At 46.1% G+C, this 20,217-nt stretch carries 18 protein-coding genes and 1 tRNA gene; 14 read left to right on the top strand and 5 right to left on the bottom strand.

All coding sequences use genetic code 11. The annotated features are described in order from the left end of the window. Positions 1-125: 125 nt before the first annotated feature. Positions 126-2,270 (bottom strand): elongation factor G, encoded by a 2,145-nt coding sequence (gene fusA, locus VM802_RS25100; RefSeq protein WP_325535854.1) that lies wholly within the window; start codon positions 2,268-2,270, stop codon positions 126-128. A gap of 515 nt (positions 2,271-2,785) precedes the next feature. Here fusA and VM802_RS25095 point away from each other — a divergent pair. The 4 genes from VM802_RS25095 to VM802_RS25080 are packed head-to-tail and all read left to right on the top strand — an operon-like array spanning position 2,786 to position 7,972. Further along, complete coding sequence (locus tag VM802_RS25095; RefSeq protein WP_325535852.1) at positions 2,786-3,292, top strand: T9SS type A sorting domain-containing protein; 507 nt, start codon at positions 2,786-2,788, stop codon at positions 3,290-3,292. Positions 3,293-3,333: 41 nt separating this feature from the next. Continuing rightward, positions 3,334-4,500, top strand: a complete 1,167-nt coding sequence (gene porV, locus VM802_RS25090; RefSeq protein WP_325535850.1) for a type IX secretion system outer membrane channel protein PorV — start codon at positions 3,334-3,336, stop codon at positions 4,498-4,500. Between the two features lie 37 nt (positions 4,501-4,537). Next, on the top strand, positions 4,538-4,939 hold the full coding sequence (locus VM802_RS25085; protein WP_325535848.1) for a hypothetical protein: 402 nt from the start codon (positions 4,538-4,540) through the stop codon (positions 4,937-4,939). Between the two features lie 30 nt (positions 4,940-4,969). Beyond that, positions 4,970-7,972 carry a beta strand repeat-containing protein gene (locus VM802_RS25080; protein ID WP_325535846.1) on the top strand — a complete coding sequence of 1,001 codons (3,003 nt, stop codon included), beginning with the start codon at positions 4,970-4,972 and terminating at the stop codon, positions 7,970-7,972. Between the two features lie 169 nt (positions 7,973-8,141). Here VM802_RS25080 and rpsG read toward each other — a convergent pair whose 3' ends face one another. The 3 genes from rpsG to VM802_RS25065 all read right to left on the bottom strand — a co-directional run bounded on the left by rpsG (position 8,142) and on the right by VM802_RS25065 (position 10,405). After that, positions 8,142-8,609 (bottom strand): 30S ribosomal protein S7, encoded by a 468-nt coding sequence (gene rpsG, locus VM802_RS25075; protein WP_325535844.1) that lies wholly within the window; start codon positions 8,607-8,609, stop codon positions 8,142-8,144. Between the two features lie 29 nt (positions 8,610-8,638). Beyond that, positions 8,639-9,019, bottom strand: a complete 381-nt coding sequence (gene rpsL, locus VM802_RS25070; RefSeq protein ID WP_012789278.1) for a 30S ribosomal protein S12 — start codon at positions 9,017-9,019, stop codon at positions 8,639-8,641. A 282-nt stretch (positions 9,020-9,301) separates the two neighbouring features. Continuing rightward, the gene (locus tag VM802_RS25065) at positions 9,302-10,405 is read right to left on the bottom strand and encodes a branched-chain amino acid aminotransferase (protein ID WP_325535826.1); all 1,104 of its coding nucleotides are present in this window, start codon (positions 10,403-10,405) and stop codon (positions 9,302-9,304) included. Between the two features lie 370 nt (positions 10,406-10,775). Here VM802_RS25065 and VM802_RS25060 point away from each other — a divergent pair, with 370 nt between their 5' ends. From VM802_RS25060 to VM802_RS25045, 4 genes are read left to right on the top strand one after another with little or no spacing between them, the layout of a single operon-like run. After that, positions 10,776-11,036: a hypothetical protein gene (locus VM802_RS25060; protein WP_325535824.1), complete on the top strand. Its 261-nt coding sequence runs from the start codon at positions 10,776-10,778 to the stop codon at positions 11,034-11,036. Between the two features lie 29 nt (positions 11,037-11,065). Then, entirely contained in the window at positions 11,066-11,650 is a 585-nt protein-coding gene (gene rdgB, locus VM802_RS25055; RefSeq protein ID WP_325535822.1) for an RdgB/HAM1 family non-canonical purine NTP pyrophosphatase, read from the top strand. A 20-nt stretch (positions 11,651-11,670) separates the two neighbouring features. Next, positions 11,671-12,102, top strand: a complete 432-nt coding sequence (locus VM802_RS25050; protein WP_325535820.1) for an acyl-CoA thioesterase — start codon at positions 11,671-11,673, stop codon at positions 12,100-12,102. 30 nt (positions 12,103-12,132) lie between these two features. Further along, a complete protein-coding gene (locus VM802_RS25045; RefSeq protein ID WP_325535818.1) occupies positions 12,133-12,717 on the top strand; it encodes a nitroreductase family protein in 585 nt (194 codons plus the stop codon). Between the two features lie 7 nt (positions 12,718-12,724). Here VM802_RS25045 and VM802_RS25040 read toward each other — a convergent pair whose 3' ends face one another. Further along, complete coding sequence (locus VM802_RS25040; protein WP_325535816.1) at positions 12,725-14,296, bottom strand: glycerol-3-phosphate dehydrogenase/oxidase; 1,572 nt, start codon at positions 14,294-14,296, stop codon at positions 12,725-12,727. A 156-nt stretch (positions 14,297-14,452) separates the two neighbouring features. On the opposite strand from VM802_RS25040, the gene VM802_RS25035 reads away from it, so the two are divergent. The 6 genes from VM802_RS25035 to VM802_RS25010 all read left to right on the top strand — a co-directional run. Then, complete coding sequence (locus VM802_RS25035; RefSeq protein ID WP_325535813.1) at positions 14,453-16,972, top strand: mechanosensitive ion channel family protein; 2,520 nt, start codon at positions 14,453-14,455, stop codon at positions 16,970-16,972. A gap of 59 nt (positions 16,973-17,031) precedes the next feature. Continuing rightward, a tRNA-Met gene (locus VM802_RS25030) sits at positions 17,032-17,105 on the top strand. A 154-nt stretch (positions 17,106-17,259) separates the two neighbouring features. Then, complete coding sequence (locus tag VM802_RS25025; protein WP_325535811.1) at positions 17,260-18,183, top strand: hypothetical protein; 924 nt, start codon at positions 17,260-17,262, stop codon at positions 18,181-18,183. A 65-nt stretch (positions 18,184-18,248) separates the two neighbouring features. After that, positions 18,249-18,617 (top strand): hypothetical protein, encoded by a 369-nt coding sequence (locus VM802_RS25020; RefSeq protein ID WP_325535809.1) that lies wholly within the window; start codon positions 18,249-18,251, stop codon positions 18,615-18,617. A 506-nt stretch (positions 18,618-19,123) separates the two neighbouring features. Beyond that, positions 19,124-19,438: a transposase gene (locus VM802_RS25015; protein WP_325535807.1), complete on the top strand. Its 315-nt coding sequence runs from the start codon at positions 19,124-19,126 to the stop codon at positions 19,436-19,438. Further along, positions 19,423-20,217: IS3 family transposase (locus VM802_RS25010; RefSeq protein WP_325535966.1), on the top strand; the 795-nt coding region annotated here is incomplete at its 3' end. The genes VM802_RS25015 and VM802_RS25010, both read left to right, overlap by 16 nt.

Here is a 20,217-nt window from a genome sequence, read left to right as displayed (position 1 = left end):
TGATAATCCCTCTACTGCCTATATAAAAAAAGGTCCTGAATAACAGGACCTTGTACCAAACACATGAAAAAAGGTTGCCCCCGCTACAGCGGGGGCAACCTTTCTGTATTATTAAGAAGCTAAGATTAAGCGTTTACTTTACCCTTCACTTTAGCGATCACTTCTTCAGCCACGTTGTTCGGAGCCGGAGAGTAGTGAGAGAACTCCATGATAGAAGTAGCACGGCCAGAAGACAGGGAACGCAGCTGAGTTACGTAACCGAACATTTCGCTCAACGGAACTTTTGCTTTGATAACCTGTACACCATTCCTGGAGTCCATACCTTCCAGCATACCACGACGACGGTTCAGGTCACCTGTAACATCACCCATGTACTGATCAGGAGTCTGTACTTCCACTTTCATGATTGGTTCGAGCAGTACTGGTTTGGCTTTACGAGCTGCCTCACGGAACGCCTGTTTAGCGCAAAGCTCAAATGACATAGCATCGGAGTCAACCGCGTGGAAACCACCATCAAACAGACGTACTTTCAGATTCACCAGCGGGAAGTTGGCCAATACACCCTGGTTCATAGAAGCTTCAAAACCTTTCTGAACTGCAGGGATGAATTCTTTTGGAATAGAACCTCCGAAGATATCGTTGATGAACTGGAATGCTTTACCGTCGTTTTCTTTCAGCCATTCAGCATCAGCAGGTCCAACTTCAACCTGGATATCGGCAAATTTACCTTTACCACCAGTTTGTTTCTTGAACGTTTCACGGTGTTCAACTTTAGCAGTCAGGGCTTCTTTGTAAGCTACCTGAGGAGCACCCTGGTTTACTTCCACTTTGAACTCGCGACGCATACGGTCAACGATGATTTCAAGGTGAAGCTCACCCATACCGCTCAATACGGTCTGACCGGTTTCTTCGTCAGTTTTCGCCTTCAGGGTAGGATCTTCTTCTACCAGTTTAGCGATAGCCATACCCATTTTATCAACATCTGCCTGAGTTTTAGGCTCAATAGCGATGTGGATAACCGGCTCAGGGAAGGTCATAGATTCCAATACGATTGGATGATCTTCGTTACACAGGGTATCACCGGTTTTAATATCTTTAAAACCAACAGCCGCACCGATATCACCAGCTTCGATGAAATCGATAGGGTTCTGTTTGTTAGCGTGCATCTGCATGATACGGCTGATACGCTCGTTTCTGCCGGTACGTGTGTTCAGTACGTAAGAACCTGCATCCAGGTGACCGGAGTAAGCGCGGAAGAACGCCAGACGACCTACGAAAGGATCAGTCATGATCTTGAACGCCAGTGCAGCAAATGGTTCTTTTGCATCTGGTTTACGCTCAATTTCTTCGCCAGTATCAGGATTGGTACCTTTTACTGCCTCGATGTCCATTGGAGAAGGCAGGTAGCGGCATACCGCATCCAGCATTTTCTGAACACCTTTGTTTTTGAAGGAAGAACCACACATCATCGGAATGATGGCGATATCGATGGTAGCTTTACGGATAGCTTCGTGGATCTCATCCTCAGAGATAGAGTTGGGATCTTCGAAGAATTTCTCCATCAGCGTATCATCATATTCAGCTACCGCTTCAACCAGTTTAGCTCTCCACTCTTCTGCCTCTTCTTTCATATCGGCAGGAATTTCAACTTCCTGGTAAGTAGCACCTTTACCCTCTTCATCCCAGATGATACCTTTCATGGTGATCAGGTCAACCACGCCCTTGAAGGTGTCTTCAGCACCGATAGGCAGGGTCAGGGGAACAGGATTAGCACCCAGCATTTCCTTTACCTGTTTTACCACGTTCAGGAAGTCTGCACCGGAACGGTCCATTTTATTTACGAAACCGATACGGGGCACACGGTAGCGGTTCGCCTGACGCCAAACGGTTTCAGACTGAGGCTCAACGCCGGATACAGCGCAGAACAGTGCCACCAGACCATCCAGTACACGCAGTGAACGCTCTACCTCTACGGTAAAGTCCACGTGACCCGGAGTATCGATGATGTTGAATTTATATTGTTTGGTATCAGCCTGAGCTTTGCCCTGTGATGTCGGGAAATTCCAGAAACAGGTAGTAGCAGCAGATGTAATGGTAATACCTCTTTCCTGCTCCTGTGCCATCCAGTCCATGGTAGCAGCACCCTCGTGCACCTCACCAATCTTGTGGGATTTTCCTGTATAATACAGGATACGCTCTGTGGTAGTGGTCTTACCCGCATCAATGTGCGCAGCTATACCAAAGTTCCTTTGAAATCTTAAGTCTGCCATAATAGTAAAATGACTAAATAATGCAATTTGGGGGGCAAAGGTAATTTATTTTTAACAATAAATAAAACCTGGTTACATTGCCAAAATGTTATTTCTTATTAACGAACACGGGCGTTTCAATACATTAGACAATACAAATATAAGTATCCCCATCGTAACCAATTTTAGCCCGGTATCTACCAAATGTTCATTAAATCCTGCCAAAAAGAAACTCTGCATTTTAATTCAGCAATAATTCTGTCAAATTAGCGGTCAATAACACCTTTCAGTATAACCTTGCCAACCCCAAGAGCGCAGATTGTCAATTAAGTGTATTTAGGCTGGTTCCTGAAGATTTAATACCAGAATCAACAGATTGTTTTTGTTTACTCCCCAACAGATCACATGTAGCGAAACTGTACACACTGCTGTAGTCATTATCCTAATCGTCGTTGAGCTGCTCCATCTGACTGATCATTCGGGAGTAACCCCAGTCTGACATCTGATACGAGTGTATTATCTATCAACCGTTATATATGAGATCATCTACCCCCAAATGTCTGCTGGTGCTATCAGTGCTGATATTCTTATGCACTGCTGCCAGCGCCCAGTTGATCCTGAACCGGCAGGTTATGGCCTCCGGTGGAGGCAGCGGAACATTAAGTAATGCCAGGATACAGTATACCATTGGAGAACCTGTTATCACAACCATCACCGACGGACGGACACTCCTCACCCAGGGTTTTCAGCAACCGGAAGAGTTGCCCAAACTCCCGCCGGGAGTGAATCCTGTAAAAGGATATATCATCTTCCCCAATCCGGCAGCCACCAGCACCAAAATCCAGTTTGACCTGCTCTCTGATGCAGCCGTAACCATCGAGGTTATCAACACGGCCGGGCAAACGCTTTTCAGCCAGTACAAACAGATGGGCGCCGGAAAAACCGTGGTGGTATTACCTGTAAATCATTTTGCAGCAGGCATTTACACCATCATGCTCAAGGTGAATTACTTCGTGTTCTTCGAAAAACTCATTGTACAATAACTCCGCAGGAACACTCCTGCTAAATCAGAAAAGCTGACAACATGAAACGGTATAATTTTACCATCATCCTTTCAGGCCTTCTGCTTGCCTTTCTGCCCCTGGCGGCGCAGAAAGGGATGCAAAAACCGCCCAATACCGGCGCGAGCTTTCTGCTGGTCAATCCGGATGCCCGCAGCAGTGGCATGGGAGACGCCACCACAGGACTCTCTCCCGATCCCAATTCGCTTTTTTCCAATGCAGCGAAAATTGTATTTGCCGGCGACTGGGGTGTAAGCGCCAGTTATTCACCCTGGATGTGGGAGCTGAATAACAATCAATCCAACATGGCCTACGTATCTGCCTACAAGAACTGGCGGAACAGAGAAGGGATAGGTATTTCCATGAAATACTTCAACTACGGGCAGGTTACGTTCAGAGACGACAACGGCACAGTACTGCAAGACTATAATCCACGGGAATTTGCCGTAGATGCAGCCTATGCCAGAAAACTTGGAGAACATATGTCCCTGGCTATTTCCGTCCGGTATGTACGCAGTCAGCTGGGACAAGGCTCATTCAACGGTCTTCAGCAAAAACCTGCATCAGCAGTAGCCGGTGATATTGGCTACTACTACCAGAACAGCGTAGACAAACTGGATTTCGGCAACCGTTACAGCTTTGGCATCAGCCTTACCAATATCGGTTCCAAACTACAGTATACAGACGATAATACCCGCAGGAGTTTTCTTCCGATGAATCTCCGTATCGGTGGCGGCTATACGTTTGTTCATACCAACGAACATGAGTTCACCATTGCGCTCGATATCAACAAGCTGCTGGTACCTACCCCTCCGCTTTATGCACTTGATTCGAACGGTATAGAAACCAATCAGATCCTGAAAGGAAAAGACCCCAACAGAGGTGTTGTGGATGCTATCTTTTCCTCTTTTGGAGATGCCCCCGGCGGCTTTAGTGAGGAACTCCGGGAATTCACTGTAGGAGCCGGTGTTGAATATACCTACAGACAGGCATTTTTTGCCAGGACAGGTTATTTCTATGAGCATCCGAACAAAGGATACCGCCAGCATTTTTCAGCAGGTCTTGGTGTCCGCTTCTCAAACCTACAGCTGGACGTAGCATATCTCCTGCCTACAGACGGCAGTCTGAGACAACGCAGAACACTTAAGTTCTCCCTGGTTTATAACATCAACGGTAATAACAGCCGGTAAGCCATGACAAATTCTGTTTACTTTCAAAATCACCCATATGAAACTATTTATTCTCTCTGTTCTCCTGCTGACTGCCTTCGCTGTCAAGACCGATGCCCAGCAGAAAACCAAGGACCGGCTCTTCCCCGATCTACAGCAGGATTACAACAGATTACACAAGCAGGAAGCCGCTCCGAAAGAGGCAACGCTCCGCGGCAATTCTGTAAAGGAAAGCATCTTCACTGATTATAAAGCAGGCAAAGGGCAGGCAGTCAAAAACAAGTCTCTCTTGCGTGCTCCCAATAACAAAGGCAATTCTTCTTCCATACCATCAGACGCCTCATCCGGGGAAGCAGCAGCGAAAACCCCCAAAGCGGAGATAAAAGCAGTTCCGCTACCTGCCAACCAGGGAGGTGCGGCACCGGAAAAGGAATCCAACCCCAAAAAAACAAAACAGTAACCGCAGTTTATCTCGTTAAAGACAGCATCTATGAAAAAGAGATACTTTCTATCAATGATCTTCCTGGTAACGATGCTCCAACTGGCCAATGGTCAGAATGGCTTAAAAAGCATCAATTACCAGGCAGTAGCACGCAACAATAACGGCACCGTACTGGCCAACCAGGCGCTGAAAGTCAGAATATCCATATTGGGTGGCTCAGACGCAGGACCAGTACAATACCAGGAAACACATGATGTAACCACCAACCAGCTCGGCCTGTTTACCTTGCTGATAGGCAATGGAAGCCCTGTAACCGGTACATTTGCAGGAGTCCCCTGGGCTAATGCCAACCAGTTCGTAAAGGTGGAAGTGGCAGTAGGGATGGACAACTTCCAAACCCTGGGCACGTCCCAGCTTGCCAGCGTTCCTTTTGCGCTGTATGCAGCTAACAGCACCCCTGGCCCAGCCGGACCACAAGGCCCTCCGGGATCTCAGGGACCAGCAGGGCCGGCAGGGCCCCAAGGGTCAGTTGGTGCAACCGGACCAACCGGACCAGCAGGACCAATTGGGCCTATAGGACCTATCGGACCTGCGGGAGCAATGGGACCAGCAGGATCTATCGGGCCTGTGGGGCCTGCCGGGCCACAAGGGCCTGTAGGACCAGCTGGAAACATTAACGGAATTGCCGCCGGAGGCGATTTAACCGGGTCCTACCCAAATCCGTCTATTGCTGATGGCGTTGTAACCCTCAGCAAATTGGCGCCAGGCGTAATCCCGGCTGCATTACCTCCCAATGGGCCTGCTGGCGGAGATCTCAGCGGTACTTATCCGGCTCCGGCAGTAGTACGCCTACAGGGAATTCCAGTGAGTAACACAGCCCCACTGGCCAACCAGGTTTTAAAATTCGACGGGGTACAATGGGCTGCAGGCGCCGTAGGAGGTGGGCTGACACTCCCATTTGTGGCCAATGAGAATAACGCCGTTACACTTTTTTCTATCAATAACGCCGGAGACGGCACCTCCCTGGAAGGCACCAATGGCACTGCAACCAGCAATATCGCTGCTATCAGAGGCATCGTAACCTCTACCACCCCGGGAGGTTTCTCTTCCGCAGTAAGAGGCATCAATAACGGTACCGGCGGACTTGGCATCGGTGTATATGGCTCTCAAAATGGTTCTGGCTGGGGGGTATATGGTGTCACCCCTAACGGGCTGGGCGTTTATGGTAATGCCAGTGCAAATGGCATTGGCGTATATGCCAACAGCAACTCCGGAACCGGGCTTACAGCCACTTCCAATAACGGTATTCCGGCCAGCATCTCTATTTTCAACAATGCTAATAACAACAATGCCCTCAGTGTAAGTACAGTAGGTAATGGAACCGCAGTAAATGTTTCTACTACGGGCAATGGTGCAGGTGTGTTTAGTTCTGCCGGTGCAGGTTTCGGCGTTCATGGGGTCGCTTCTGCATCAACATCTGCCGGTATAGTGGGCGATAATACCGGCGGCGGAGAAGCAGTGGTAGGCCGTACCACCAGTGATATTGCAGCTGCTGTAGTAGGTCGTAACGACGGTGGCGGCTATGGCGTACGCGGCTTTGTTGCCACCAACACCAGCGGTACAGGAATCGGCGTATACGGTCAGGTAGGTCTTAATAGCAGTACGGGGCGTGCCGGAAGATTTGAAAATTTCAACAATACCAATACAGCCGGCAACACCTTTGAAGTAGAAACCAATGGTAACGGCAATATCCCCGATAACACCCAGGGCAATGCCGCATCTTTCCTTGTAAATAACAACAACAGCGTGGCTGCTGGCGTAAGAAGCGAAGTGAAGACGATCTTCGGCAACTTTGGTGCAGCGGGCATATTTGGCATATCCTCCGGCACAGGGGGATTTGCCGGACTATTCCATGCCTCCAACACGGGTGGCAATGGGCCAGCTTTAGTAGCTATAACTGATGGCAATGGAAATGCTGTCACCGCCAACGCAAGTAAGGACGGGAATGCAGTAGAAGCCAATATAGACGGCGCCGGGAATGCATTGTATGCTTGGGTTCCAAGCTTTGCTACTGGTCGGGCAGGTCGTTTCAATATTTTTAATGACGCTAATACAAGTGATGTCATCACCGCAACTACCATAGGCAATGGTATTGCCGGTAATTTCAAAGTAGACAAGGTAACAGGAACTTCTCCTGCTGTGAAGGGCGAGGTCAACTCCCAATTTGCCAACTTTGGTACCGCTGGGATTTATGGCTTGTCTTCCGGTACTGGTGGTTTTGCAGGATTGTTCTACGCCTCCAACCCGGGAGGTAATGGCCCTGCGTTGATAGCGCTGGCCAACGGCAATGGCAACGGTATTACCGCAAATGCCGCAAATAATGGTGATGGAGTGGAAACTACTGTAGATGGAAATGGAAATGCCCTGTTTGCCTGGACTCCTAATTTTAGCACCGGAAGGGCCGCACGAATAGTGAACTTTAACAGTGCCAACACCAACCCGGTAATACTGGTAGAACAACATAATACCAGCTCCAATATAGCCATATTCAAAGCTGGCAACCCCGGTACTGTTAATGTGGCGCGCATAGATGCAACCGGAAAAGGTTTCTTCAATGGTGGTACACAAAACAGCGGTGCAGACGTGGCGGAAGCCTTTGATGTAAAAGGCGCTGCCAATGCTTACGAACCGGGAGATGTGTTGGTGATTGCCACAGATGGCGACCGGATGATAGAAAAATCAGCTGAGCCATATTCTGCTCTCGTAGCGGGTGTTTATGCCACCAAACCGGGCGTGTTACTCACAGAAGAAGACATTGACAAGGACTTGTCTGCCAAGGTACCAATGGGGGTAATAGGTGTGATTCCTACCAAGGTCTGTGATGAAAATGGAGTTATCCACCGGGGAGATCTGCTGGTGACATCCAGCAAGGCTGGCTACGCCATGAAGGCCGATCTGAATAAAGTGAAACCTGGTCAGGTGATTGGCAAAGCGCTCCAGGAGTTCAGCGGAAACACCGGTAAGATCAAGGTACTGGTCAATGTAAAATAGAGAGACATGAAGCAACTATAACTGTCCGTAAGGCGGGTGCCGTAATGGTATCCGCCTTCTTTAAATGCTGGGAATCACGCTGGTTAGGTCAGCTGGCAAAGCATAAAAAGGCGAACAGTTCCGATCAGGAACTGTTCGCCAAATATATTGAGTTGCCTTACGGCTAGAACTATACTCTGAAGTGAGAGAAAGCTTTGTTGGCTTCAGCCATACGGTGAGTGTCTTCTTTCTTTTTGAAAGCTGCACCTTCACCTTTGCTTGCCGCAACGATTTCATTCGCCAGTTTCTCAGCCATGCTCTTGCCGTTTCTTTCACCCGCGTAGCGAACCAACCACTTAATGCTCAGAGAAATTTTCCTATCAGGACGTACTTCAGCAGGAATCTGGAAGGTAGCACCACCGATACGACGGCTTCTAACCTCTACAGCAGGAGTAACATTGTTTAATGCTTTTCTCCAAACCTCGTAACCGTTTTCACCGGTTACCTGGCTTACCTTATCAATAGCATCGTAGAAAATTTTATAGGCAATGCTCTTTTTTCCTTGTTCCATTACGTTATTAACAAAACGGGTAACCAGTTTGTCATTAAACCTTGGGTCCGGAGCCAGAGGCAATTTTTTTGCAGCTTGCTTTCTCATTTATTGAAAATTACGACTTATTATAATTGTTATTTTTTAGCCTTTTCCTTCTTAGTACCATATTTGGAACGGCTCTGCTTTCTGTCTTTCACACCGGCAGTATCCAAAGAACCGCGAACGATGTGGTAACGAACACCTGGTAAGTCTTTTACCCTTCCACCACGGATCAGTACGATGGAGTGCTCCTGCAGGTTATGACCTTCACCAGGGATGTAAGCGATCACCTCAACTTTATTGGTCAAACGCACCTTTGCTACTTTACGCAAAGCGGAGTTAGGTTTTTTAGGTGTAGTAGTGTACACACGTGTACAAACACCACGACGCTGAGGGCAGCTATCTAACGCCCTGGACTTAGACTTAGCCCGGATAATTTCTCTTCCTTTTCTTACTAATTGTTGTATAGTAGGCATTCTTTACCTAGTTTTTATGTCGGTTTACAATGACATCCAAATTTCCCATATGGGATTTTGGGAGGGCAAAGGTAAAACTATATGTGTGAATAAAAAAATTGTTTCAAATATTTTTTACCGGAATGTTCTCTGTCGCAGCAGAAAAACGATAGTTTTCACCTGTATAACGGGGTGCACCAAAAACCGGGACTGCAAAGGTATAATTTTCCTAAGAAACTACCATAAAAAAACAGCGCCTGTTATCAGGCGCTGTCAGTAAGATTATCTTAATATATAATTCTCTTATTTTTCACCAACTAAATAGTTCCAGCCCCTTTCATCATCAGCACGACCAGTGCGAATGGCATCCAGACGGCGGATCACCTCTGCGCCTATTTCATACTTAGTAGTGTCAAGACGAAGCTGGTTGTCTTTATAGTCCAGTGCTTCCACATAAGCAACGCTGGCCGCTGTACCCGTACCAAATACCTCACGGAGCGTACCATCTTTATAGGCTGCCACAATCTCATCGATAGAAACCGGTCTTTCTTCTACAGTAAGACCCATATCATGAAGCAGGTCTATCACGCTGGCCCTCGTTACCCCTTCCAGAATAGTCCCCTGCGTCAGGTCTGGGGTTAACGCTGTATTGCCAATGATTGCAAACACGTTCATAGTGCCGCACTCCTGCAGGTATTTGTGCTCATAGCCATCAACCCACAGAATCTGGTCGTAGCCCTGCTTCCTGGCCTGCATGGTAGGATACATCGTACCACCGTAGTTACCTGCTGCTTTAGCATAGCCAACGCCACCAGGGAAAGCACGTACATATTTATCCTGAACCAACAGCCGGATAGGCTTATTAAAATATGGACCTGAAGGCGAATTGATAACCGCAAACCGGTATGTATCAGAGGGCCTTACCCCAATAAACTCATCGGCTGCAATCATAAAAGGACGCAGATAAAGAGAACAGCCAGGGCCGGTAGGCACCCAATCGCGGTCCATATCAATCAACATATCAAGGCCACCGATAAACAGCCACTCCGGTACATCCGGCATTCCCATCCTCTGGGCGGAAGTGTTGAAGCGCCTGTAGTTATCATATGGGCGGAAGATCATGGGATTACCCTGCGGATCTTTGTATGCCTTGATACCTTCAAAAATTGCCTGCCCATAATGCCAGGCGGCATTGGACGGACTTACGGAGAAGTTCTGAAAAGGGAGTATCTGCGCATTCTTCCACTCTTTCCCATCAAAGTCTGCCACCAGCATATGGTCGGCATACATCTTACCAAACACAAGATTGTTGAAATCCACCTCGCTCAATCTGCTACGCGTGGTTTTTGTAACCTTAATCTTCTCTAAAGCTTCTTCCTTAACTGTTGATTTTGCTGCTACCATCATGGTTAATCAATTTTATCTCAATATTTTTACACTTTCATCGCTGTGCGTCGCTGTCCTCAAGGGAGAACGACTGTGCAAATAAACTGATTTTTCCCCACGCGGGATTTTCATATTAAAATAAATCGAAATAAACATGTCGCTTCAGCAATTGGAATTTGACCCGTACTTTCTGGCTAAAATCTTTACCCAGCCGATCATTCCCGGAAAAAGCGTCCCTGTTGCAACCCCGCAAAAAGCCGTACCTAAAGTCAAATATTTAGGAGAAAATCAAAAAAACATTGCGCTATTCATACAAAATGAAAATGAAGCGTATTTAAATGAGGAATTATTCAACCTCCTCACCAATATATTAAATGCCTGTAAACTAGGCATGCAGGATGTATGCCTTATTAATACCTCGTCCTATCCTCAATTGGGCTTTCCCGATTGGCAGTCAGCAATGAAAATTGAGCGGGCAGTGATCTTCGGCGAGGCCCCCGCCGCACTCGGCATTACAGATGTGCCTGCTTATCAGCTGGTAACCGTAAACAGTACCACGCTCCTCCTCTCTGATGATTTACAACAGATAGGTACGGATAAACTGCTGAAAGCAAAGCTCTGGGCAGGGCTGAAACAATTATTAGGCATCTGATACAATAAACGCATCACTTAAACGACTATATGAAACTGATATTTGCTACGAACAATAAGAATAAGGTGAAGGAGTTCAGGTCACTGCTGGGAGATCAGTTCGAAATCATCACACTACAGGAAGCAGGTATAGATATTGACATACCGGAACCACATAACACACTGGAAGCCAACGCAACGGAAAAGTCATCCACTATCCACCAGATGACAGGCCAGAACTGTTTTGCGGAAGATACCGGCCTCGAAATAGAAGCGCTCAACGGCGCACCAGGCGTATTATCCGCCCGGTATGCAGGAGAACAGAAGGAAGCTGCCGACAACATTGCGAAAGTGCTGCATGAAATGGAGGGGGCTACCAATCGCGGCGCACAATTCCGTACTGTAGTGTCGCTTATCCTGGATGGAAAGGAATACCAGTTTGAAGGAACCAGCAAGGGCCACATCAGTACCGAAATACATGGAGACAACGGCTTCGGTTACGACCCCATATTCTTCCCGGATGGCGCAGAGCGCTCATTTGCTGAGATGGAGCTGAACGAAAAGAATCAATACAGCCATCGGGCCAGGGCATTCGAGAAATTCATCGGATTCCTGCAAAAGAAAATAAACGAATAGCATCCATCTAAAAAAACATAATGGCAAGAGTTAAGATAGATTTACCGGCAGTTTTTCCTTTCAGCATCAGTATTCCCGTTCGTATCCAGGATGTTAACTATGGCGGCCATGTTGGTAATGATGCATTGGTATCTTTATTACATGAAGCACGCATACAATATCTGTCCAGTATCGGTTTCAAAGAAGTGGATCATGAAAGCACCAGCCTGATTATGATCGATGTAGCCATGACCTACAAAGGAGAAGGCTTTCATGGCGATATTTTTAAAATAGAAGTAGCAGCCGGAGAATTCAACGCCCTGGGTTTTGAACTATTCTACCGGATCACGGCAGAACGTGACGGACAGACAATCACCATTGCGGAGGCCAAAACAGGCATGGTATGTTTCGATTATAAGAACCGTAAGGTGGTAAAACTGCCTCCAGCCATGAAGACTGCCCTCGGAGGATAACAACATAAATAACCAATAATAGTTATGGAGATGACAACAACAACCACTGAAGTGGAAAAAATAATAGCAGCGCGACGCACCGTAAAGCCCACCAGCATGAACGGACAGAAGATCGCTGATGAAACAGTACAGCAGCTGCTACAGGCTGCCGATTGGGCCCCCACGCACGGCTACACTGAACCCTGGTACTTTGTTGTATACAGCGGGGATAAAGTGCAACAATTCTGCACTGACCATGCCGACCTGTACAAACGCGTTACACCGGCCGATAAATTCATAACCGGCAACTACGATAAACTGAAAGATCAGGGAAACCTGGCATCCCATGTAATTGCCATCTGCATGAAACGGGGCGACAACCCGAAAATCCCTGTAATAGAAGAGATCGCAGCTGTTTCCTGCGCCGTTGAAAACATGTGGCTGGCAGCTACTGCCCGCAATATTGCCGCCTACTGGGGCTCCGGTGGAATGACCTTCCAGCCGGCCATGAAAGAATATTTAGGATTGGGTGAAGAAGATCAGGTACTGGGATTCTTCTACCTGGGCTATACTGATGAACCGGTGCAGGCAGGCAAACGCCTGAAACCTTTATCAGAAAAAGTAAAATGGATGTAAACTGCCTTTAGTTCTTTAATAAATAGATTTCGGCCTCTGCTGTAAAACTGCTTATCTGTGCGGCTATCCACTGTTCATCCTTTTGCAGTTCTGCCGCCATGATCGCAGCCACGGCAGGGGCTATACGAAGCGCCTCCCTCGCATCCAGGAAGAGGAGGCGCACCCTGCGGGCCAGAAAATCCTCAATATTTCGGGCCATCTCCATTCTCACCGCCCATACAACCTGGGCTTTCAGCACATGATACTCTTTACTGAGCACTTCCTGCAATTCCGGTTCCGTAGCTACCAGCTGATGAATATGCATAGCATCAGTACCGTAAAAATACCAGGGGTCTTCCCAATTGACGCGATCTACTGCTCCGTGAATGCGCAGGTGGTGTGTAACCGATACTGTTTCCTTCCATCGCAATGCCCTCTCCAGCTGCAAAATGACATCTTCCGCCATGCGGCGGTAGGTAGTCCATTTTCCACCAATGATAGTAACCAGCCCGGAGCGGGAAACGATTATTTTATGACTACGGGATATTTCCTTTGTTTTATGGCCTTCTGCTTTGGCGGCCGCCAACGGACGGAGGCCAGCCCAAACACTGCGCACATCGCTACGCTGCGGGGCATGCACCAGGTATTCCCCCGCCGTACGTAGGATAAAATCAATTTCTGCCTCCAATGCATGTGGTTCCAGGCTGATATGATTGATGGGGGTATCCGTTGTGCCCACCACCACTTTATTATGCCAGGGCACCACGAACAATACCCTCCCGTCGCTGGTGGATGGAATCATCAGCGCATTGTGCCCGGGGAGGAACCTACTATCCAGCACCAGGTGTATGCCCTGGCTGGCTGCGATCGACTTAGGCGCCTGCGGATTATCCATCTCCAGAATATCATCTGCAAAAACACCGGTAGCATTGATCACCGCACGGGTATTGATGTGCAGCTCCTCTCCCCCCAATAGTGTATCCTTTACCGTTAGACCACTGATACTTCCGGTTTCATCTTTCACCAGCCGGGTAACACGCATATAATTAAGGACGGTACCTCCTTTGTCAACAATAGTCTGTGCAAGGTTAATGGCCAGACGGCTGTCATCAAACTGACCATCATGGTACAGTACGCCGCCCGCGAGCTTATCCTGTTTCAATGTGGACAGCTCCTGCAGGGTGGCCTCGCGGGAGATATGCTCCGATCTGCCAAGGCTGAGGCTACCAGCCAGCCAGTCGTACATCTTGAGGCCGACGGTATACTTTATATTTTCCCAGAGACTGAAAGTAGGGATCACGAAAGACAGATTACGCACCAGATGCGGTGCATTATGTGCCAGCCGGCCACGCTCCACGCTGGCCTCTCTTACCAGCCCTACATTGCCCTGCGCAAGATAGCGTACCCCCCCGTGTACCAGCTTGGTACTTTTGCTGGAAGTGGATTTTGCAAAATCGACCTGTTCCAGCAACAACGTACGATACCCCCTGGTAACCGCTTCCAGTGCGGCTCCCAGTCCGGTGGCGCCGCCGCCGATCACTACTATATCCCAGGGGTCCAGATCTTTTCTCAATGCAGCAACAATTTCCTCTCTTTTCATAAGTAAGATTTGAATATCGTATATTCAACCATCAGATATGTTGGGTGAAGAAGATAAAAGTTTATGCTTATGAAACATTCAGGCACAGAAAATGTTGCTGAAGTAAGATCTTTCTTCCTGGCCAATATTTAAATACATATGTCCATTCAGGTTATAATGAGATACAAACGTTTGTTACTGCCTATCCTGCTGTTACTGTGTATCAGTACGCAGGCACAGCGGCACAGCACGAAAGTACAGACACCCAAAACGGCTGACACCATCCACATGGTTGCTATAGACAGTGCCGCTATCAGTAAGAGACTCACACAGCTGGCCAAAGACTCCACACACATTATTAAGTCCGATACTGCAGTAGCAGCACTCATCAGTCGCATTGAGAATTATACACTCATGCTGAATGATGTAATGACGTCGCTTAAACGCGGCTTCGACACCAGCATTATCGTTGCCGGCATGCCGCTGGTAGATACCTCTCTCCAGCTTGTGAAGTATAATATCGCAGGACTGAGCCGCACACCTAACATCAATGATATCTACACCAATAAAGTGATGCTGGACCAGCTGCAACGCCAGCTGGATTACTGGCAGACTGATCTTTTCTCCTACTATGATAAACTGGTCAAGATTGATGATACGATTCACAGTGTCAGGCGGGATACTGCCATGCGTTCCATACCTGCTGAAAGTGAGTTGTATGGCTTTTATGTAGGTCAGCTTACACGACTGGTACATAAATTCAGAGCCGTGGATAGCGCCAACAAGGCCAACCTCGTGAAGATAGGGTTGCTGCAAAATCAGGTAGCCAACCGGTATATCGAAGTATCCAACCTGCTGGAAGACATGAACTACCGGCTGGAACAGTTTTCGCCGCACATGTTTTCAAAAGACTACCGGTACATCTGGAAACCACATCGGGACAGCATTAACCCTTTGGAGTTTTTTCCGGTCCTGAGAAATTCGCTACATAAAAGTGCACAGGTACTAACGGTTTTCTTCGCCATACAATGGCCTATTTTTATTCTATGGATACTGCTGGCAGGATTATTTACCTGGTGGATAAGAACCAATATCAGGCGGATCAGGCGCAATCATCCGGAACAGGAAGGAGAAACCATACTACAGCATGCCCGCTATGTATACCGGTTTCCGATTGCATGCACTGTCATATTCATCACCACTTTATCATCTGTATTATCCATCCGTTATCCTATCCTTTATACTGAGATCACCTGGGCATTATCGATGCTCGCGCTGACCTATGTTTTCTATACCCATCTACCTAAAACACTGTTCAGGAGTTGGCTGATGTTAATGGGACTGCTGCTTGTTTACAGCGTCAGCAACCTGCTGATAGAAGTTACCTACGCAGAACAATGGGGCTTACTGATCGCTGCTGTCCTGTGTCTCATACTTGGAAGAAAACTGCTGAAAGAAACAGCCCTCACGACTTTTGCGAAGCCTAAGTGGACCCGGCTGGTGATAAAACTATTCATCATTACCAGTGCACTTTCGCTGCTGATGGTGCTACAGGCAAGTATGGGTGGCGCCAAGATACTCGGTTCCATTGCTGTGGTGAGCACGGCTATGGCAATGAATCTTTTTGTCTTTGTCAAGATTATGCTTGAAGCGGTATACCTCCAGGTGGAAGCCAAAAAGAACTCCAGCACATTCATTTCCTTCATGGACTACCAGGATGTACAGCGCAAGCTCAAAACATTCCTGACCGTGCTGGGCACAGCGGGTTGGGTGGTCATCATCGCCCGCAACATGTATATCTACGACTTCCTCTATGAAGGCTTCGGCAAGGTTCTGTCGGAGAAACATCACCTGGGAACTTCCGATTTCACCTTCAGCAGCGTTATCATTTTCATATTAATGATATGGATAGCGTTCGTTGCATCGCAGACGATCGCTTACCTGTTTGGCAATACTGGTCAGAGTACCGAGCCCGCCAAGAAAACCAAATTCGGATCTGCGCTGCTGTTGCTGCGCCTGGCTGTACTCGCAGGTGGCATCCTGCTGGCCTTTGCCGCATCCGGCATCCCAATGGACAAGATCACGATCGTGATCGGCGCATTGGGTGTTGGTATTGGCTTTGGTCTTCAGAATATTGTGAATAACCTCGTATCCGGCATCATTCTGGCCTTTGAAAAACCCATAGAAGTAGGTGATGTAATAGAGCTGGGAACCCGCAGTGGTGTAGTGAAAGAGATAGGTATACGCTCCAGCAAGATATCCGCCTATGATGGCTCAGTGGTAGTGGTTCCCAATGGGGATCTTATTTCGCAACAACTCATCAACCGTACCATGGGAGACCGTACCCGTCGTGTAGACTTTACACTGGGCGTGGCTTACGGCAGTAATATACAGCAGGTAAATGACATCATCCTGAGTGCTTTTGTGAACCGCGAAGGCGTACTTACAGTACCGGCGCCGATCGTACAGCTTTACCAGTTTGGTGATAACTCCGTTGACTTCCGCGTATATTTCTGGATCTCAGACCTTGGCAATGCGGGCACCCTGCAAAGTGATGTACTCACTTTCATTTATGATGCCCTCAATAAAGCCGGTATTGATCTGCCTTATCCACAGCGGGACCTGCACATTAAGTCCGTGGACGCAGAAGTAGTACGGAAATGGACTTCCGGAGGAGATGAAGAAAAAAAATTATAGAAAAACATTTTGAATTTTCATTTAGAAGCCTTTATCTTTGCACTCCCGTTACGGGAAATGGCGAGGTAGCTCAGGTGGTTAGAGCGTTGGATTCATAACCCAAAGGTCTCGGGTTCAACTCCCGATCTCGCTACGATCGAAAGGCTTTCAGGCAGGCGCTTGAAAGCCTTTCGATTTTTTATTGTTTAGACTTTCTCCAGCTTTCACCTTTCTAATTTATCTCCATTAGATCTGGTATTTAACTATCTAAATAGTTGTAACTTTTGATTCGAAAATTTTTTAATCAAATGGCAGAAATTAAGCTACCTGGAAGAATTACAGACAACTTTGGTGATGGTCTTCGACACTTTTTTTCTATTCTGGAAAAAGTGAAACGATTGGACACCCAAGAAGCGATTACGTTTGATATGTCTTGTTGTACCTTCTTAACGCCTCTTTTTTTGCTTCCTTTTTTCTTATTGATAAAACAAGAGCGCAAGAACAGGGAGATCATAATTACACCACCCACGCACACCGGACTATCAAGCTATCTGCATTTTACTCATTTTTATTCTGGATTACAACCAGAAAACCTTGCAAATGACAATTATCTGCAATTGATGAATGAATATGGAAGTAAGACTTACATCCCTATTCTCGATTTTCCTGCAGACCGATTCAATAACAATACCGAAATCCGAGATAGTTTTCTAAGTGCTGTAAATAATATTCTCACCTCACAGGTTCAACTAACAGGACAACTTAAAACAGCTGTCATGTATTTGATAGATGAAGCTGTTAACAATATCGTGGATCATTCAAGGGAGGCCAGAGGCTATATAATGGCTCAATATTATTCAGCTAACGGGTATCTAGATGTTTGTATTGCGGATTGCGGGATTAGTATTCTTGGTTCTTATCAAATAAATAATAATACCAGTATAACAACAGATCGGGATGCAATAAAGAAAGCCTCTATTGGTGTCAGTACCAAAAATCTTCCAGATGCAGAAAATAGGGGGTTCGGCATCAGTACTTCTCGTAATATGCTAATCAACGGCTTAAGAGGAAAATATTCGTTGCTTTCAGGTTCCGCTATACTGATCGAAACATTGACGAACTCTGGTATTGGAGTAATTCCTAATAATTTATCCTGGCTAGGGACAATTGTTACATTGCGAATTCCATTTGCCAATATTTCAGGTTTCAATGCCGCCGATTATTGGAGCTAAGTAATTGATTATCAAATTAATTTTATTTTTTTGGTCTTTTTATTATTTTTAATTAAATTATAAATATGGATTACGTTAGAATTGATATAAGGAAAATTGATGGCTCCACATTGAATTCAAGGGATGAAGCGATAAAGCTATTTAACTTTCTTCAAGGTAGCTTTACCCAATCAACCATTATATTGGATTTTACGGATGTAGATTTTATGTCTAGATCTTTTGCAGATGAGTTTTATCGGCTCAAAACCAACTGGAAACTTCATGTAAAGAAAGATATTAAATTGGAAAACGAGAACAAACAAATAGTAGATATATTAAACGCAGTATCCCGCACCCAATATAATCAGAATAATAGGAGAGAACTTAACAGTGAGTTAAGGGAACTCCAATTTGCTGATATGACACAATTTGAAGAATACTTATTAGCAGTTTAAGATAGTTGCTGAATTGCTGATCGATTATATATTGTTAAATTTAATTACAGCCTGTGTAAACCGGTTAGACATATCTATCGATCTCGCTACAGATAGAAAGCCGCAAACACTTTACAATAAAGTGTTTGCGGCTTTCTCGTTTGGGTATGGTGGTCGAATAAAAATAAATCGCAGAATCTACATTAGTTAATAAATACCCACATTCAGGATGAAACTATATTAGCTAACCTTATTCCTAACCCCAAGCATTATCTATGTCGTTAAATAATTTCGCAATCTTCTTTTGGGGGCTGCCCTATTAACAGCAATAATTGCATATGTTTTTAATCGAATCGCCGACAGACTAAATTCCAGTATAGTGCAGTACTGCATTTAATTTCTTCCTATTTTTTAGGATCAATTAACAATTCACAAATACTAACAAGCGCTATAGCTATATCTCGTAAATTGAAGTTGCTACATTTGAGAGGACAGGAAGTTAAGAGAAAAAACAATACCTTAACATTATGTCACGAGAAAGAAAGTCATATGACAAGAAGTTCAAGCTGATGAGCGTTGAACTAAGTAACAAACGTAGCGACCTGGCAGTTCTTGCAAAAGAATTGGATATTCCACCATCGTTATTGTATCGCTGGAGGCGAGAATTTTCAGTGAAACAGGAGAGCAGTTTTCCAGGGAATGGTAATGTTGTTTTAAGCGCAGCAGAGCAAGAGCTGGCCCGATTGAAGAGAGAACTTCGGGAAACTCAGCTGGAACGTGATATACTAAAAAAGGCTGTAAGCATCTTCTCCAGGAACGATGGCAAATATTCGGGTTCATAAAAGAACATCACCCGTTATTTCCCATTGGGAAGATGTGTCAGGTCTTTGAAGTAAGCCGAAGTGGTTTTTATTCCTGGTTAAAGAGTCCTTTGTCTGTTAGGTGTGTTGAAAATCAAAACCTTACGGAACAAATCCTGAAAGCTTATCAGGATAGCGACAAAAGATATGGTAGCCCCAGGATTACGAAGGAACTGAATCGTCAGGGAATAAAAATATCCAGGCCCAGAGCTGCAAGACTGATGAAGAAAGCTAAGATTAGGAGCATCGTGAAGAAAAAATTCAAGGTTACTACTGATTCCAAACATACATACCCGGTTGTTGAAAATAAACTTAACAGGCAATTTAATCCAGTAAATATAAGTATAGCATGGGTGTCAGACATTACTTACATTAAAACAAAGCAGGGCTGGCTCTACCTGACGATAGTGCTGGATCTGGGAGACAGACAAGTCATTGGCTGGGCGTTAAGCACGACTATGAAAACTATTGACACTATTATACCTGCCTGGAAAATGGCAGAAAAGAACAGACCTGTAACAGAAGCGTTAATATTTCATTCAGACAGAGGTGTTCAATATGCCAGTAGCGATTTTAAGGGCCTTTTAGACGCCAATCCATTGGTCAGTAGGAGTATGAGCCGCAAAGGCAATTGTTGGGATAATGCAGTTGCTGAGAGTTTTTTTAAATCGCTGAAAACAGAGTGCGTGTATCAGCATAAATTCATCAATAAAGAGCAGGCAGCGTTAATTGTGTTTGAATATATAGAAATCTGGTACAAC

This window comes from Chitinophaga sp. (genome assembly GCF_035538455.1).
Classification (GTDB): Bacteria; Bacteroidota; Bacteroidia; order Chitinophagales; family Chitinophagaceae; genus Chitinophaga.
This window is presented reverse-complemented; position numbering and strand designations above follow the sequence as displayed.

What these genes read in the sequence shown, in the direction of transcription:
- fusA (WP_325535854.1), bottom strand. Translation starts at nt 2,270, where the DNA reads ATGGCAGACTTAAGATTTCAAAGGAACTTTGGTATAGCTGCGCACATT.
- VM802_RS25015 (WP_325535807.1), top strand. Translation starts at nt 19,124, where the DNA reads ATGTCACGAGAAAGAAAGTCATATGACAAGAAGTTCAAGCTGATGAGC.
- VM802_RS25035 (WP_325535813.1), top strand. Translation starts at nt 14,453, where the DNA reads ATGAGATACAAACGTTTGTTACTGCCTATCCTGCTGTTACTGTGTATC.
- VM802_RS25040 (WP_325535816.1), bottom strand. Translation starts at nt 14,296, where the DNA reads ATGAAAAGAGAGGAAATTGTTGCTGCATTGAGAAAAGATCTGGACCCC.
- porV (WP_325535850.1), top strand. Translation starts at nt 3,334, where the DNA reads ATGAAACGGTATAATTTTACCATCATCCTTTCAGGCCTTCTGCTTGCC.
- VM802_RS25050 (WP_325535820.1), top strand. Translation starts at nt 11,671, where the DNA reads ATGGCAAGAGTTAAGATAGATTTACCGGCAGTTTTTCCTTTCAGCATC.
- VM802_RS25020 (WP_325535809.1), top strand. Translation starts at nt 18,249, where the DNA reads ATGGATTACGTTAGAATTGATATAAGGAAAATTGATGGCTCCACATTG.
- VM802_RS25025 (WP_325535811.1), top strand. Translation starts at nt 17,260, where the DNA reads ATGGCAGAAATTAAGCTACCTGGAAGAATTACAGACAACTTTGGTGAT.
- VM802_RS25060 (WP_325535824.1), top strand. Translation starts at nt 10,776, where the DNA reads ATGCAGGATGTATGCCTTATTAATACCTCGTCCTATCCTCAATTGGGC.
- rdgB (WP_325535822.1), top strand. Translation starts at nt 11,066, where the DNA reads ATGAAACTGATATTTGCTACGAACAATAAGAATAAGGTGAAGGAGTTC.
- VM802_RS25065 (WP_325535826.1), bottom strand. Translation starts at nt 10,405, where the DNA reads ATGATGGTAGCAGCAAAATCAACAGTTAAGGAAGAAGCTTTAGAGAAG.
- rpsG (WP_325535844.1), bottom strand. Translation starts at nt 8,609, where the DNA reads ATGAGAAAGCAAGCTGCAAAAAAATTGCCTCTGGCTCCGGACCCAAGG.
- VM802_RS25085 (WP_325535848.1), top strand. Translation starts at nt 4,538, where the DNA reads ATGAAACTATTTATTCTCTCTGTTCTCCTGCTGACTGCCTTCGCTGTC.
- VM802_RS25080 (WP_325535846.1), top strand. Translation starts at nt 4,970, where the DNA reads ATGAAAAAGAGATACTTTCTATCAATGATCTTCCTGGTAACGATGCTC.
- rpsL (WP_012789278.1), bottom strand. Translation starts at nt 9,019, where the DNA reads ATGCCTACTATACAACAATTAGTAAGAAAAGGAAGAGAAATTATCCGG.
- VM802_RS25095 (WP_325535852.1), top strand. Translation starts at nt 2,786, where the DNA reads ATGAGATCATCTACCCCCAAATGTCTGCTGGTGCTATCAGTGCTGATA.
- VM802_RS25045 (WP_325535818.1), top strand. Translation starts at nt 12,133, where the DNA reads ATGACAACAACAACCACTGAAGTGGAAAAAATAATAGCAGCGCGACGC.